Source organism: Gilliamella apicola (genome assembly GCF_000599985.1).
In the GTDB taxonomy this organism is placed as follows: Bacteria; Pseudomonadota; Gammaproteobacteria; order Enterobacterales; family Orbaceae; genus Gilliamella; species Gilliamella apicola.
The window spans coordinates 2,449,964-2,464,801 of sequence record NZ_CP007445.1 but is presented as its reverse complement, the minus strand read 5'-3'; the positions used below and the strand labels follow the sequence as shown (position 1 = coordinate 2,464,801).

Below are 14,838 nucleotides of genomic sequence, written 5' to 3'. Positions count from 1 at the left end.
TGAAAGAAAAATTTATAAGAGTGGGCAATTATATTTTTGGTTATATATTTAGAAAAAAGATCAAGTTTTCCACCGATGAGTATCGGTGGAAACTATTTATTATATAAAAATTAAAAGACTATTCATTGATATTTAAACGTTTTGCAAAATCTGCCCAATCATAATAACCATCATTATTGACAGAAGCATTTTCTAACTGTAGTTGATAATGTTGTGGTGGATTATTAATATCAATTGCCTGTCCTGTATAAAGTTGTTCAAAACTTTGATAAACGTATTCGGCTTTAAAAAAGTATTTGTCAGAAGAAATATGGCGATAGCGTTGGAAGATAACCATTCCCCCGATTGGTGTATTTTCACATTGGTTTGGAAGTTGGTATGGAGCAAAATCTAAAGCGCCGAGCAATGCTGCAATGGTACTATCATGACCAACGAGTAAATTTACCTTATGCTGTTTATTGTGTAGTAAATCATCTATTTTATTGATTAATAGCTTACTAATGTGTTGAGCAATGGTTTTGGTGTGAAATACTAAATCAATGTAGTGGTTACGAATTTGTATTAATTGTTGCCATTGTTCTCGGCTGGTTATTTTTCCCCATGCAATTTGATCTTTTGGAAATGCAGAATAATATTGTAATAAGAAAGCATCAACTGCACAAATTCCGATAGCTAATGGACCATGTAATTCAGGCTCTTCATTTTTCTTAAAATAGAGTTCATTAGGAATATCCGCAAAATCACACCGATATAGAGCATATAATTGTGATTGTGGATACTCCAGTATATCTGATACCATTTGATAAGCTGGTGCTAAATTTTTAAAAATTGCGCCAGCTTTATCAGCTTCTTCAATATCGTTTAATACTGCTTGTTTTAATTTTGGAGATTCATCTTTTATACTTGGATCAAAAATCGGATCCATTTTTTCAATGGTATATTTGTGATGGATAGGAATGTCATAACCCGCAAAAGCGCCATTAACCAAGAACTGAGCTGTTGCTACCGTTCTTTGAAGACTATTAGCATAAACATAGATATCTGGGTTTTCAGGTTCAATATTAATATTTTTTTGCTCAAGCCATTGTGATAGATAATGTCCAAAGAAGGCTTCTAATGCGCCACCTCGTGTCGTTAAATAACCATAAGCATGATCCCAGCTAGGCCATTTTAATGGGCTGGACTTTTCTAAAAATGCTATCGTGTTTTCTAGCGGTGTACGGATACCGTGACGACTTAATATAACGACTTTGTCTAATTGGTATTGATTGTTGTTCATTTAGTTATCCATCCTTGTTTATACAAATAATTTAAAATGAAATCTCGTTGCCCTTTGATAATTGTTTCTGCAATTTTATCACTCCAACCATTCGTTTTTTGATTAGTTAGTCGATGACCATAGTATTGACGCATCTGAGTATCATATTGTGCTAATAATTGATCATTAATTGGTTGATAGTGATTTTCAAAAAAAACTAATTCTTTCGGTAATCTTGGTTTGATATCTGGATTTTGGTCAGGATAGCCAATACAAAGCCCAAAAAGCGGAAGAACATATTTAGGTAAGGCAAGTAATTGTGTTACTTTCTCAATATTATTGCGTAATCCACCAATATAAACCGTGCCTAAACCTAATGATTCCGCTGCAATAACGGTATTTTGTGCCATAAGAGCCGTATCAATGCAACCCACTAAAAGCTGTTCTGCTTTTTCAAGTGGAATGGTTGGGTCAATTTGAAAATGCCGATTAAAATCGGCACAAAACACCCAAAATTCAGCAGCTTGATTTATATAATTTTGATCTCCAGCATAATGTGCTAATTTTGAGCGATTCTCGCTATCAGTAATTCTAATTATTGTAGCGCATTGTAAAAAATTGGAGCTTGGAGCCGATTGTGCTGCTTGAACAAGTGATTCTATCTGTTCGTTGGTTAACACCGTTGATTGGTAGGACCGAATTGAACGACGATGACAAATTAAATCAATTGTTTTATTTTGCATAATGACTCCTTGTTACGCTATTTTTTTATGAACTGTAAATCCCAAACACCATGACCTAAATTTTGTCCACGTTTTTCAAATTTGGTAATAGGTCGATCTTCTGGTCTTGGAATATAGTCTTTTGTAGCTGATAAATTTTCAAAACCTTCAGCTTCGTTTAAAACCTCTAACATATGTTCAGCATAGTTTTGCCAGTCAGTAGCTAAATGTAAAATACCGTCTATTTTTAATTTTTGCCGAATTAATTGTACAAATTGTGGCTGAATAATGCGACGTTTGTTATGTCTTGCTTTATGCCATGGATCGGGAAAGAAGATTTGCACTTTATCTAACGAATGATTAGGGATCATGTTTTCTAAAACTTCTACAGCATCATGACACATTAGTTTTAAATTAGATAATTGGTTTTCTTCAATAGCCATTAAACAAGCACCAACACCTGGTTTATGAACTTCAATCCCTAGAAAGTTTTTATCCGGCGCATTTCGAGCCATTTCAACTAATGATGCTCCCATACCAAATCCAATTTCTAAAACGGCAGGTTCATTTTCATCAAAGCATATAGGTGAGTTTGAATGGTATTCAATGCCAAATTTTGGCCATAAATTATTTAATGCCTGTTCTTGACCTTTAGTTAAACGACCTTGTCGTAGTACAAAACTTCGGATGGTTCTTTTGGATTGGATTTCTGGGTTATCGCTATTTAATTTTTCGTTCATCACGTTATCTACTTAGCTTATGGAATTTTGTAAAATTGATTAATGGATTTGTACGTTAGTTTACTCGATTTTGGGGTCTCAGCCAAAGTATCTTAAAAGTAAATTTTTTTAATTAGCAATTTTGATATATATTTCAAATATTTTTGATAAATTTTTATATTGTGGTTGAGCATGATAGATAAATAATTATATAATTATGGTCCCGATTTAACCGATTACTAATAAAGTAATCATAATAACATGCTTGAGGATTTCTCGTGCCTGATATGAAGCTTTTTGCTGGTAATGCCACACCGGAACTAGCAAAACGTATAGCTAATCGTCTTTATACTTCTCTTGGTGACATTGTCGTAGGCCGTTTTAGTGATGGTGAAGTAAATGTCCAAATTAATGAAAATGTCCGTGGTGAAGATGTTTTTATTATTCAATCAACTTGCGCGCCAACCAATGACAATTTAATGGAATTACTGGTAATGATTGATGCAATGCGTCGAGCATCTGCTGGTCGTATTACTGCTGTTATTCCTTATTTTGGTTATGCGAGGCAAGATCGTCGAGTTCGTTCAGCTCGTGTGCCTATTACCGCTAAAGTGGTTGCTGACTTTTTATCAACCGTTGGTGTGGATAGAGTATTGACAGTAGATCTTCATGCTGAACAGATTCAAGGTTTCTTTGATGTGCCTGTTGATAATGTATTTGGTAGTCCAGTTATTTTAGAAGATATGTTGCAACGTGATTTTGAACGCCCAATTGTGGTATCACCTGATATTGGTGGTGTTGTGCGTGCGCGTGCGATTGCAAAACTTTTAAATGATACAGATATGGCGATCATTGACAAACGTCGTCAGCGCGCTAATGAAGCAGAAGTGATGAATATTATTGGTGATGTTGCTGATAGAGATTGTATTTTAGTTGATGATATGATTGATACAGCTGGTACGCTTTGTAAAGCGGCCGATGCCTTGAAGGCGCGCGGAGCTAAAAGGGTGTATGCTTATGCAACGCATCCAATTTTCTCAGGCAAAGCCGTCACTAACATTAAAAACAGTGCAATTGATGAAATTGTTGTTTGTGACACAATTCCATTAACCGCTGAAGTTAAGGCATTAAAAAATGTGCGTCAATTAACTTTATCAGGTATGCTTGCTGAGGCAATTCGCCGTATTAGTAATGAAGAATCAATTTCAGCAATGTTTCATTACTAATTGATTTTAACATTATGATTACTAGCCCCTTTTTGGGGCTTTTTCACTTATAGCAATACATATTATCAAATTATCATGACAACTATTAAACTTATTGTAGGACTTGCTAACCCAGGCAATGAATATGCTGCAACTCGCCATAATGCGGGTGCGTGGTTTGTTGATCAATTAGCTGAACGATATCATCAATCATTAAAAAATGAACCTAAATTCTTTGGTTACAGTTCAAGGATAACCCTTTCTGGTCAGGATGTTCGTTTGTTAGTGCCAACAACCTTTATGAACTTAAGCGGTAAAGCTGTGCAAGCTATGGCTACATTTTACCAGATTAAACCAGAAGAGATTCTTGTTGCACATGATGAACTTGATGTTAATCCTGGTATAGCCAAATTCAAGTTTGGTGGCAGTCATGGCGGGCATAATGGTTTGAAAGATATTGCCAGTAAATTAGGTAATAATTTGAATTTTTATCGCTTAAGAATCGGTATCGGTCATCCTGGTGATAAAAATAAAGTAGTAGGTTTTGTTTTAAACAAGCCATCTAAGTCTGAACAAGATTTGATTGATAAAGCGATTGACGAATCAGTATGTTGTACTGAAATTTTGCTGTCTGATGGTATTGAAGCCGCGATGAATCGACTGCATGCTTTTAAAGCCTAGTGAATAGGTTTGATGTTATCTTACCGATAACATGATATTTTTTAATAAAAAATCCACCTATAACAGAAGGTGGATTTAATATACTTTAGTCCATTGCTTTAAGAGAAAAGATGAGCTACATTTCCGCCTTTTTCTGCAATTTTTTTCATTACTGCTTTAATTAGCCATGTATTCATGGCAGCTGTATCATCAGTACTACCTGTATAATCAAGTTCTTTAGCTAATTTTTTACGAGCATCTAAACTGTTATCTAAGCCTAAAAGTTTTAAAAGATCAACAATTGATGTCTTCCAGTTGAGTTTTTCAGGAAATTTTTTAGCTAAGTCTTCAAGAATTGCCATAACATCAACATTTGATGTTGGTGTTTGATTTCCTGAATTTTGTTGATTCTGCTGGTTCTGTTGATTTTGATCTGGTTTAGCTGGTGCTGTATCTTTGTTATTACCTGTTATATTATTGACTTGATTTTTTACAGCATCAGTAACATTGCCTACTGCGGCTTGTGCACTTGGAAATATTTTAGAAAAAATACTATTTAAGATACCCATATTACACCTCTTATGTTTAAACTGCTTTTGAAAAGACTGCTTAACGATATAGATGTAGAAAATACCTTTCTAAGTATAGCGTTTTAGTATGAATTGTGTCAAAGCAACAATAATTTAATAGCATTTTTTGTGATGTTCATATTGCCTGATTCATTCTTACCTTAACTAATAAATATTTTTCAATAAATTTTGTTTTAAGTTTAGAGTAATAAATTAATAATTTTTAGAAGTTATTAATGATATTGAAAATGGTCAAGATGTTATACCAATTTTAATGATTATGTGATTAATATCACATTTTGGATTAATTTTGGAATACTACATTAAAAAATAACGGTAATATTTGGTTTACCAATTTTGGTGTCACTAATTATATTATTGAAATTTATATTACAATTAGAGGTTATTATGAGTGCAATATTGAAGTCAGGAGGATATGTCCGTTGGCTTATGATTATTTTATTTGCAACGGGAGTTATTCTCAATTACGTTGATAGAAATGCCTTAGGCATTATGGCTCAGGAAATTATTAAAGATCTAAATATTACACCTAAAGAATACTCATATATTACAGGTGCTTTCCAATTAGCCTATACTATTTTTCAACCTATTGTTGGATGGTTTGTTGATGTGATAGGCCTACGTATTGGATTTGCAATTATGGTTGTTATATGGTCCATTATGTGTGTACTTCATGCAGGCGCGGGCACATGGATACATTTGGCTATTTTACGTTTTTTTATGGGAGCCGCTGAATCAGTTGTTGCTCCTGCAAATGCAAAAGTCATTAGTTTATGGTTTCCAAAAAAAGAGCGAGCGATAGCTAATGGTTGGAGTATGGTCGGTTTTTCTTTAGGTGCAATGATCGCTCCTCCTTTGATATATACTATTCATCAATTTGGTGGATGGCAATTAGCATTCTTAATTCCAGGTTCTTTAGGAATAATTTGGGCTGGTATATGGCTTTTATTCTTTAACCAACCGTCAAAAAGTCGTTTTCTGTCTGAAGCTGAAAAGAAATATATCCTTTCAGAGCAAGATGATAGCGAAAGTCAGCAAAATAAAAATATTTTTGTTGCTATTAAACAAGTGGTTAGTAAGAAGAAATTTTATGGTATTGCTATTCCTGCATTTTTAGCTGAGCCAGCCTGGGCTGCGGTTAACTTTTGGGTACCATATTATTTGTTAACCGAACGAGGTATGCAATTGAAAGAGATGGCAATGTTTGTGTGGATTCCATTTCTTGCTGCTGATTTTGGTGGCTTATCATCTGGATATTTTTCTAGAATGTTAAATAAACATTTTGGTCTTTCTCGAATAAATGCCGCATGTACAACTTATTTAGGTGCCGCTTTTTTCATGTTATCAATGGCCTTTGCTAGTTTAACTGAAAGCCCTTATACGGCTATCGCATTAATTGCAATTGGTGCATGGGGACATCAAATGTTATCAGCGATGTTAACTATTCAAGTTATTGAAAATTTTTCAGGAAAAGAAGTATCAACAGTGAATGGATTACGAGGAAGTTCTGCTTGGATAGCTAGTTTTTTATTTACTATAATTGTTGGACAATTTGTTGAAACTATTGGTTTTAAACCATTTTTTATTACTATGGGCTTTTTAGATATTATCGGTGCTATCATAATGTGTTCTTTGTTATATCAAAGAGACCACAAAAATAATAGGTAATTTCACATGTTATTTATAGAAACACATCCTAACTATAAATATATAAGAAAAATAGCATGTATATCATGCTATTTTTATGCATAATCATAAAAATAAAAAAGCTCATGATTATGAGCTTTTAAGTACTATAATTAACTTTTACTCGAAAATTGCACGTCTAATTGCATATTCAACGCCACGAATTTCAGCTAAACCTCTTAAGCGTCCTATAGCTGAATAACCTGGATTAGTTTTCTTTTTAAGGTCATCAAGCATCTGGTGGCCATGATCTGGTCGAACTGGTATTAAGCGGTTTATACCGGCTTTTTTGCGCCGTTCTTCTTCAGCAATAAGAACTTTAATTACGCCATACATATCAACGTCACCAGCTAGGTGATCACCTTCATGGAAAGATAATGGATTATCTTCACGAACTGTTGCTCGTAGATGAATAAAATAAATTCGATCGGCAAATTTTTCAGCCATAGTAACTAAATCATTATCGTTACGAACACCATAAGAACCAGTACAAAAGCAAAAACCATTATGAGAGCTATCAATAGTCTCTTTTATCCATTGCATATCTTCAATTGTTGAAACAATGCGAGGTAAACCTAAAATTGGTCTAGGAGGATCATCTGGATGAACGGTTAATACAACACCAACTTCTTCTGCAACAGGTACAATAGCTTTTAAAAAATAAGCATAGTTTTCACGTAATTTAGCTTTATCGATGCCGTCATAAGTTGCAAGATGTGCTCGAAACTGATCAAGTGAATAGCCTTCTTCGGCACCGGGTAATCCAGCAATAATATTTGCCACAAGTTTATCTTTATCCGCTTGTGTCATTGTTTCAAAATATTTTTTTGCTAAAAGAATATCTTCTTGGGTGTAATCTTTTTCTGCATCAGGTCGTTTTAAAATATGGATATCAAATGCTGCAAAGGCAATTTGATCAAAGCGAAGTGCTTTTGAACCATCAGGTAATTGGTAACCAAGATCAGTGCGAGTCCAATCTAATACTGGCATAAAATTGTAACAAACCGTATCAATACCACAAGCAGCTAAATTACGAATTGATTGTTGGTAATTGGCGATATGTTGTTCAACATTACCTGAGTGGGTTTTTATCTCCTCATGAACCGGAATACTTTCAACAACTGACCAAGTTAATCCTTTATCTTCAATCATTTTTTTTCGTTTTTGAATTTCATCAGTTGTCCATATTTCACCATTTGGTATATGGTGCAATGCAGTAACAATTCCTGTTGCTCCTGCTTGCCTGATATCATCTAATGATACTGGGTCACTAGGTCCAAACCAACGCATTGTTTGTTCCATCTAAAATCTCCTCAATGATTCTTCATTTAGTTAAGTCATTCCAAAAGGAAGATCCAGAAACAATGCATATTTCCAGCTATTGATTAACAATAGTGACTGGAATAGAGTCAAATAAATAACCATCAAAATTTGGATCTTCACTGTCAGAAACAGTCATCAATGTTTGTTTAACATTTTCTAGGTGTTGCCACATAGCATGGCGTGCAGCCATAGCATCTTTTAACTGTAACGCTTGTAGAATTTTTTCGTGATCATATAACCACTTTTTTCGGTAGCTATGATCGGTAATTCTACTTTGTAGCTGGTCCCACATTTTACTTGTAGAGCGTTTAGCCCATAGGTCTTCCAATAAATGCTCAAGTATTGAATTTTTGGTAGCTCGAGCTATAGCAATGTGAAACATTTCATCAGCACTATAGTCATCAAGAACTTCTTGTTCTAAAATTTGTCGTTCTTGTTCTAATATCGCTCTTAATTCAACAATATCGGCTTTTACAATTTGTGAAGCTGCAAAAGCGGCAATATTGCTTTCAATTAATTGCCTAGCTTGTAATAACTCAAATGGACCTAAATCTTCTTCTTCAATTTTCCTATCTTTTTCAGATAAGACTTCATCAGGTAAACCAATTACATAAACACCAGAGCCTTTTTTTACTGCAACTAAATTTTCAAGCTCTAACATAATCAATGCTTCACGAACTACCGTTCTACTGACATTAAAGGTTTCAGCAATGTCTCTTTCTGGTGGTAGTCGATCACCGATTCTAAAGGTTCCGCTTTTTAATAATGATTTCAACTCATTACCAATTTCTTGATAAAGTCGATTGACCCTTGACATAATCTATAGTCCTCAGAATAATTTTAATTTTTATTCAGATTATTATACGCTAATTATTACAACTCTTATAAGTCTATAATAATAGAAAATTGTCATGTCCTTTAGATTGGTTTACCAATATTGTTTAGCATTATAGTGTTTTTCGCAACTTCTTCTAAAATATAAACCAAAAAATGTGATAAAAGTCACAAAAATTAAAAAATAAAGATGAAACTTTTATCAACAAGTGAAAACATGTCTTATCAATAAGTACTATCAACTAGTTAATTATGGTGTATTACATGTTAAATTTATTAAATACTTCCCTAACAATTGAACATAAACCTTTATACGATCGAGAAAAAACTATAGCGCGGATTGTACATATAGGTTTTGGTGCCTTTCATAGGGCTCATCAAGCATTATTTACTGATCGTTTGTTAAATAAAGGCAACAGTGATTGGGCTATTTGTGAGGTGAATATTGTTGGCGGTGAAGAGTTAATCAATGATATTCGAAAACAAGACCATCTCTATACAGTACTAGAAAAAGGAGCAACAACTAAACAAGCCTATATTATTGGCAGTGTAAAAGAATCATTATTGGCACCAACAGATGGCATTGAAACAATTTTAGAAAAAATGGCTGATCCTGTTGTTGAAATTGTTTCATTAACGGTAACAGAAAAAGGTTATTGTATGTTACCTGGTGGAATTGGGTTGGATTTAAATAATGAATTAATTAAAACAGACTTAGTTTCACCAAGTAAACCTATGTCAGCGCCTGGTGTTATTGTTGAAGCATTATATAGAAGAATGCAAAGAGGCTTAAAATCATTTACTGCTTTATCATGCGATAACATGCCAGAAAATGGTTTAGTATTAAGAAAAGCCATTTTAGATTTAGCTAATGCACGTGATCCCGAGTTAGCAAAATGGATTGAAACCAATACAACTTTTCCTTGTACTATGGTTGACCGTATTGTTCCAGCCGCAACTCCCGAAACCTTAAAAGAAATTCAAGAAGAGTTAGGTGGAATGTTTGATCCTTGTGGTATTGCTTGTGAACCATTTATTCAGTGGGTTATTGAAGATAATTTTGTTACTGCAAGACCTAATTGGAATGAAGTTGGAGCTCAATTTGTTGATAATGTTGTTCCATATGAAGAAATGAAACTTCGAATGTTAAATGGTAGTCATTCATTCTTAGCTTATCTAGGTTATTTAGCTGGTTATGAGTATATTAACGATTGTATGAATGACGAAAATTATAAAAAAGCAACTTTATCATTAATGATGCAACAACAAGTACCAACCTTAAATGTTCCGTCACACGTTAATTTACAGCAATATGCAGAAAAACTTATTGAAAGATTTAGTAACCCATCACTAAAACACAGAACATGGCAAATCGCTATGGATGGCACACAAAAGTTACCTCAACGCATGCTTGATTCTATCCGTTGGCATATTCAACATAATTCTGATTTTTTATTACTTGCTTTAGGTGTAGCTGGTTGGATGCGATATGTTGGTGGTGTTGATGATCATAGACAAACAATAGATATTCGTGATCCAATGGTTGATGAATTGAAACGACTTGTTGTTTCAAGTAATGATGGTATAGAGAGAGTTAACACTTTATTAAGTTTAGAAGCTGTTTTTGGAACTGATCTACCAAATAATTCATTATTTAAAGAAAAAGTAACAAAACATTATCTTTCTTTAATGGAGAAAGGCGCTAAACAGACTATTGAAGATTTATCTTTATAAATTGGGCTGAAAATAATGAAAAAATTCTTAGATGATAACTTTTTGTTACAAACTGATGTTGCACAAAAGCTTTATTTTGATTACGCTAAAGATCAACCTATATATGATTATCATTGCCATTTACCGCCAAAAGATATTGCTAAAAATAAAAATTTCCATAATTTGACTGAAATTTGGTTAGCAGGTGATCATTATAAATGGCGAGTGTTACGCACAGCAGGTATTGATGAAAAATTTATCACAGGGGATGCTTCTGACTATGAGAAATATCTTACTTGGGCGAAAGTTGTACCTTTGACGCTTGGAAACCCGATTTATCATTGGACTCACTTGGAACTAAAGAGACCATTTGGTATAAAAAACATTCTTCTTAATGAAAAAACAGCTGATAAAATTTGGGAAGAGGCTAATGCTAAATTAGCAACAGTTGAATTTTCAACTCGTGGAATTTTAACTCAAATGAATGTTAGAACAGTTGGAACAACTGATGATCCTATTGATTCACTTGAATATCATAAGCAAATTGCATTAGATACTTCATTTCATACGAAAGTAAGACCTAGTTGGCGACCTGATAAAGTTTTTAAAATAGAATTAACAGGTTTTGTCGATTATATTGCTAAATTAGGAAAAATTACTGATATTGAAATTGATAGTTTTGAAAAACTAGTTAGTGCATTAACCAAACGACTAGATCATTTCGAACAACATGGCTGTGAAGCATCAGATCACGGTATTGAAATTTTACGTTATGCTGATATTCCTTCTGAAAAACAGCTTGATCAAATAATAACAAAACGTCTTGCTAATCAAACGCTTTCTGAATTAGAAATTGCTCAATTTAGTACTGCGATACTTGTTTGGTTAGGTAAGCAATATCATAAACGTAATTGGGTAATGCAATTACATTTAGGGGCGATACGTAATAATAATCAAAGAATGTTTAAAGTGCTTGGTCCAGATGCTGGATTTGACTCGATTGGTGATAGACCAATTGCTGAACCACTTTCTTCATTATTAGGTATTTTAGACTTAACTGACGAATTGCCTAAAACTATTTTATATTGTTTAAATCCTCGTGATAATGAAGTATTAGCGACTATGGCTGGTAACTTTCAAAGTTCAGATATTGCAGGAAAAATTCAATTTGGTTCGGGGTGGTGGTTTAATGACCAGAAAGATGGAATGGAACGACAGATAATGCAACTCTCTCAAATGGGATTATTAAGTCAATTTGTTGGTATGTTAACTGATTCTCGTAGTTTTCTATCCTTTACCAGACATGAATATTTTAGACGAATTCTTTGTAATATGGTTGGAAATTGGATGGAAAATGGAGAAATTCCGGATGATTTTGACTTAGTTGGCAACATGATTAGAAATATTTGCTTTAACAATGCTCGTCACTATTTTGGTTGTAATAAATTTAATTAAATTGATTTTTATTTGATCTATTATGAGTGGGGTTCATTTAAGTTTTAGATTGCAACCAGTTGATAGTAATAAGAAAGTTATTAATTTTTAGGATCGTAAAATGAAAACATTAAAGACATGGATATTTAAGCAAGATAAAGATAATTGTATTGAGTTATTAGTTGATGGACGATTTAACTTTTGTTTATACGTCCTTGAAGAACAAATGTTCCGTGTTCTAATTAAACGTAACAATATTTTATCTTTAGATAGAACATGGAGTATTGCTCCTGATCAAGATACTCCATTGGAAGGACGAGATCGATTAAGTACGGAAGGTTTTTCTTTACCAAAATATGAATTATTGGAAAAAGATAATAAATTAATTATTACCACAAGACAGTTAAGAGTAACAATCGAGCAACCTCTATCACTAAAATGGGAATATAAAAATGAATGTGGTGATTGGCAATTGCTCGTTGAGGATAGGAGTACAAGTGCTTATTTAATAAATCCTCATGGTGATGGTATTGCTCATTATCAAAGAAGATATAAAGATGAACATTATTATGGTTTAGGTGAAAAAGCAGGTGATCTTAATCGTGCCGGCCGCCGTTTTGAAATGCGTAATCTTGATTCTATGGGCTATAATGCTAAGGATACCGATCCTCTATATAAACATATACCGTTTACAATTACCCATCGAAACGAAGTTAGTTTCGGGCTTTTTTATGATAATTTAAGCAGTTGTTGGATAGATTTGGGAACAGAACATGATAATTATCACCTTTCATACCGCCGTTACCAAGCAGAAGCCGGAGATATTGATTTCTATTTTTTCTTAGGTCCGAAAATTATTGATGTCACTAAATCTTTCATTAAGTTAACTGGTAAAACGTTTTTTGGACCAAAATGGAGTTTAGGTTACAGTGGTTCAACAATGTTTTATACCGATGCACCTAATGCCCAAGAACAGATGCAAAATTTTATTGATTTGTGTAAAGAACATGGTATTCCTTGTGATTCATTTCAATTGTCATCAGGGTATACTTCGATTAATGGTAAAAGGTATGTCTTTAATTGGAACTATGATAAGTTTCCTGACCCAAAGGCTTTCACAAAATCTTATCATGAGGCAGGTTTAAAAATTGCTGCTAATATAAAACCATGTTTGTTACAAGATCATCCTAAATATAAAGAAGCAGCGGAGAATGGTCTTTTTATCAAAGATTCAGAAAGTGATAATCCTGAACGTTCAATGTTTTGGGATGATGAAGGTTCTAATTTAGATCTTACTAATCCAGCAACATTTAATTGGTGGAAAAACAATGTAACCAAGCAACTTCTTGAAGTGGGCATTGACTCTACTTGGAATGATAATAATGAATTTGAAGTTTGGGATGGAGAAGCCCGTTGCAATGGTTTTGGTAAGGAAATAGCCATTAAACATATCAGACCAGTGATGCCATTGCTAATGTGTAGAGCGTCAATGGAAGCGCAACAAAGCTATAATCCAGATATTCGCCCTTATTTAATATCTCGTTCTGGTTGTGCCGGTATTCAACGTTATGTGCAAACATGGTCAGGAGACAATAGAACAAGTTGGCAAACGCTTCGATATAATATTCGCATGGGATTAGGAATGAGTCTATCTGGGCTATACAATGTTGGTCATGATGTAGGTGGTTTTTCTGGTGATAAACCAGAACCAGAACTTTTCGTACGGTGGGTGCAAAATGGTATTATGCACCCTCGTTTTACGATTCACTCTTGGAATGACGATCATACAGTCAATGAACCTTGGATGTACCCTGAAGTCACGCCGATAATTCGGGATACTATTTGCTTTCGTTATCAGTTACTTCCTTATTTCTATAATTTATTATGGCAAGCACATCATGATGGTGAACCAATGCTAAGACCAACTTTTTTGGATCATGAACACGATGCAAATACTTTTATAGAAACTGACGATTTTATGATTGGTAAAGATCTGTTAGTTGCGAGCATTGTTGAACCAGGTCAACGAGAGCGTGAAGTTTATTTACCAGATAATAGTACTGGATGGTATTGTTATCATTCACACCAATGGTTTAGTGGTAAACAATCGATAACTTTACCAGCTCCACTTGAATCATTTCCTTTATTAGTTAGAGCCGGTGCTATTATTCCTATGTCTAAACGCATGGCTTATGTTAATCATCAATTAGATGATTACCGAGAATTTAAAGTTTTTCCTGCTAAAGGTGTTTATTCAACAAAAGGCAGTTTCTTTGAGGATGATGGCGAAAGTTACGATTATCAAAAAGGGAAAGGCTTATGGATTGATTGGAATTTGACCTCTGAAAATCAGCGTATTGATCTTCATATACAAGTAAGAGGTGAATATCAACCCGCTTGGGATGAAATTAATATTTCGTTACCAAAAGGTGAATTACGCTCATTATTTATTAATGGACATCCAATAAATAAAATCTCTTTAAAATCCATAAAATAATTTATTACACTCTCAATTCAATATTAACAGAATTGAGAGTGTAAGATTAAATCCAGTTGACTTCAATTGACTAGTTTTTATTTATGATAATTATTTCTTTATTTGCAGGTAATTTGAAACTTACTTCTAAATAATAGTGAACATTAAAAATAAACTGTAAATACTATTTTTTTACACGACATTTTTAATTAGATAAG

Annotated in this window: 12 protein-coding genes; 6 read left to right on the top strand and 6 right to left on the bottom strand. The window is 33.6% G+C overall.

Going from position 1 to position 14,838, the window contains the following annotated elements:
• Positions 1-118: 118 nt before the first annotated feature.
• From GAPWK_RS11075 to trmB, 3 genes are read right to left on the bottom strand one after another with little or no spacing between them, the layout of a single operon-like run.
• Positions 119-1,279: a histidine-type phosphatase gene (locus GAPWK_RS11075; protein ID WP_025316293.1), complete on the bottom strand. Its 1,161-nt coding sequence runs from the start codon at positions 1,277-1,279 to the stop codon at positions 119-121.
• Complete coding sequence (nfsA, locus tag GAPWK_RS11070) at positions 1,276-2,001, bottom strand: oxygen-insensitive NADPH nitroreductase (protein WP_025316292.1); 726 nt, start codon at positions 1,999-2,001, stop codon at positions 1,276-1,278. The genes GAPWK_RS11075 and nfsA overlap by 4 nt, the downstream gene beginning before the upstream one ends.
• A gap of 17 nt (positions 2,002-2,018) precedes the next feature.
• Positions 2,019-2,720 carry a tRNA (guanosine(46)-N7)-methyltransferase TrmB gene (gene trmB / locus GAPWK_RS11065; RefSeq protein WP_202961651.1) on the bottom strand — a complete coding sequence of 234 codons (702 nt, stop codon included), beginning with the start codon at positions 2,718-2,720 and terminating at the stop codon, positions 2,019-2,021.
• Between the two features lie 257 nt (positions 2,721-2,977).
• Between trmB and GAPWK_RS11060 the strand changes: the two genes are divergently transcribed.
• Both GAPWK_RS11060 and pth read left to right on the top strand, forming a co-directional pair.
• Complete coding sequence (locus GAPWK_RS11060; RefSeq protein WP_025316290.1) at positions 2,978-3,925, top strand: ribose-phosphate pyrophosphokinase; 948 nt, start codon at positions 2,978-2,980, stop codon at positions 3,923-3,925.
• Positions 3,926-4,000: 75 nt separating this feature from the next.
• The gene (gene pth, locus GAPWK_RS11055) at positions 4,001-4,585 is read left to right on the top strand and encodes an aminoacyl-tRNA hydrolase (RefSeq protein WP_025316289.1); all 585 of its coding nucleotides are present in this window, start codon (positions 4,001-4,003) and stop codon (positions 4,583-4,585) included.
• Between the two features lie 98 nt (positions 4,586-4,683).
• On the opposite strand, the gene GAPWK_RS11050 is transcribed toward pth, so the two are convergent.
• Complete coding sequence (locus GAPWK_RS11050) at positions 4,684-5,133, bottom strand: DUF3597 domain-containing protein (RefSeq protein WP_025316288.1); 450 nt, start codon at positions 5,131-5,133, stop codon at positions 4,684-4,686.
• A gap of 408 nt (positions 5,134-5,541) precedes the next feature.
• Between GAPWK_RS11050 and GAPWK_RS11045 the strand changes: the two genes are divergently transcribed.
• Positions 5,542-6,822 carry an MFS transporter gene (locus GAPWK_RS11045; RefSeq protein ID WP_025316287.1) on the top strand — a complete coding sequence of 427 codons (1,281 nt, stop codon included), beginning with the start codon at positions 5,542-5,544 and terminating at the stop codon, positions 6,820-6,822.
• Between the two features lie 138 nt (positions 6,823-6,960).
• Here the strand turns inward: GAPWK_RS11045 and uxuA are convergent, their stop codons facing one another.
• Positions 6,961-8,142, bottom strand: a complete 1,182-nt coding sequence (gene uxuA, locus GAPWK_RS11040; protein WP_025316286.1) for a mannonate dehydratase — start codon at positions 8,140-8,142, stop codon at positions 6,961-6,963.
• Between the two features lie 76 nt (positions 8,143-8,218).
• Positions 8,219-8,980, bottom strand: a complete 762-nt coding sequence (locus GAPWK_RS11035) for a GntR family transcriptional regulator (RefSeq protein ID WP_025316285.1) — start codon at positions 8,978-8,980, stop codon at positions 8,219-8,221.
• A 281-nt stretch (positions 8,981-9,261) separates the two neighbouring features.
• Here GAPWK_RS11035 and GAPWK_RS11030 point away from each other — a divergent pair, with 281 nt between their 5' ends.
• The 3 genes from GAPWK_RS11030 to GAPWK_RS11020 all read left to right on the top strand — a co-directional run bounded on the left by GAPWK_RS11030 (position 9,262) and on the right by GAPWK_RS11020 (position 14,641).
• The gene (locus GAPWK_RS11030) at positions 9,262-10,731 is read left to right on the top strand and encodes a mannitol dehydrogenase family protein (RefSeq protein WP_025316284.1); all 1,470 of its coding nucleotides are present in this window, start codon (positions 9,262-9,264) and stop codon (positions 10,729-10,731) included.
• A 15-nt stretch (positions 10,732-10,746) separates the two neighbouring features.
• Positions 10,747-12,165: a glucuronate isomerase gene (gene uxaC / locus GAPWK_RS11025; RefSeq protein WP_025316283.1), complete on the top strand. Its 1,419-nt coding sequence runs from the start codon at positions 10,747-10,749 to the stop codon at positions 12,163-12,165.
• Between the two features lie 100 nt (positions 12,166-12,265).
• Positions 12,266-14,641 (top strand): glycoside hydrolase family 31 protein, encoded by a 2,376-nt coding sequence (locus GAPWK_RS11020; RefSeq protein WP_025316282.1) that lies wholly within the window; start codon positions 12,266-12,268, stop codon positions 14,639-14,641.
• The last annotated feature ends 197 nt before the right edge of the window (positions 14,642-14,838 follow it).

What these genes read in the sequence shown, in the direction of transcription:
- GAPWK_RS11075 (WP_025316293.1), bottom strand. Translation starts at nt 1,279, where the DNA reads ATGAACAACAATCAATACCAATTAGACAAAGTCGTTATATTAAGTCGT.
- nfsA (WP_025316292.1), bottom strand. Translation starts at nt 2,001, where the DNA reads ATGCAAAATAAAACAATTGATTTAATTTGTCATCGTCGTTCAATTCGG.
- trmB (WP_202961651.1), bottom strand. Translation starts at nt 2,720, where the DNA reads ATGAACGAAAAATTAAATAGCGATAACCCAGAAATCCAATCCAAAAGA.
- pth (WP_025316289.1), top strand. Translation starts at nt 4,001, where the DNA reads ATGACAACTATTAAACTTATTGTAGGACTTGCTAACCCAGGCAATGAA.
- GAPWK_RS11050 (WP_025316288.1), bottom strand. Translation starts at nt 5,133, where the DNA reads ATGGGTATCTTAAATAGTATTTTTTCTAAAATATTTCCAAGTGCACAA.
- GAPWK_RS11045 (WP_025316287.1), top strand. Translation starts at nt 5,542, where the DNA reads ATGAGTGCAATATTGAAGTCAGGAGGATATGTCCGTTGGCTTATGATT.
- uxuA (WP_025316286.1), bottom strand. Translation starts at nt 8,142, where the DNA reads ATGGAACAAACAATGCGTTGGTTTGGACCTAGTGACCCAGTATCATTA.
- GAPWK_RS11035 (WP_025316285.1), bottom strand. Translation starts at nt 8,980, where the DNA reads ATGTCAAGGGTCAATCGACTTTATCAAGAAATTGGTAATGAGTTGAAA.
- GAPWK_RS11030 (WP_025316284.1), top strand. Translation starts at nt 9,262, where the DNA reads ATGTTAAATTTATTAAATACTTCCCTAACAATTGAACATAAACCTTTA.
- uxaC (WP_025316283.1), top strand. Translation starts at nt 10,747, where the DNA reads ATGAAAAAATTCTTAGATGATAACTTTTTGTTACAAACTGATGTTGCA.
- GAPWK_RS11020 (WP_025316282.1), top strand. Translation starts at nt 12,266, where the DNA reads ATGAAAACATTAAAGACATGGATATTTAAGCAAGATAAAGATAATTGT.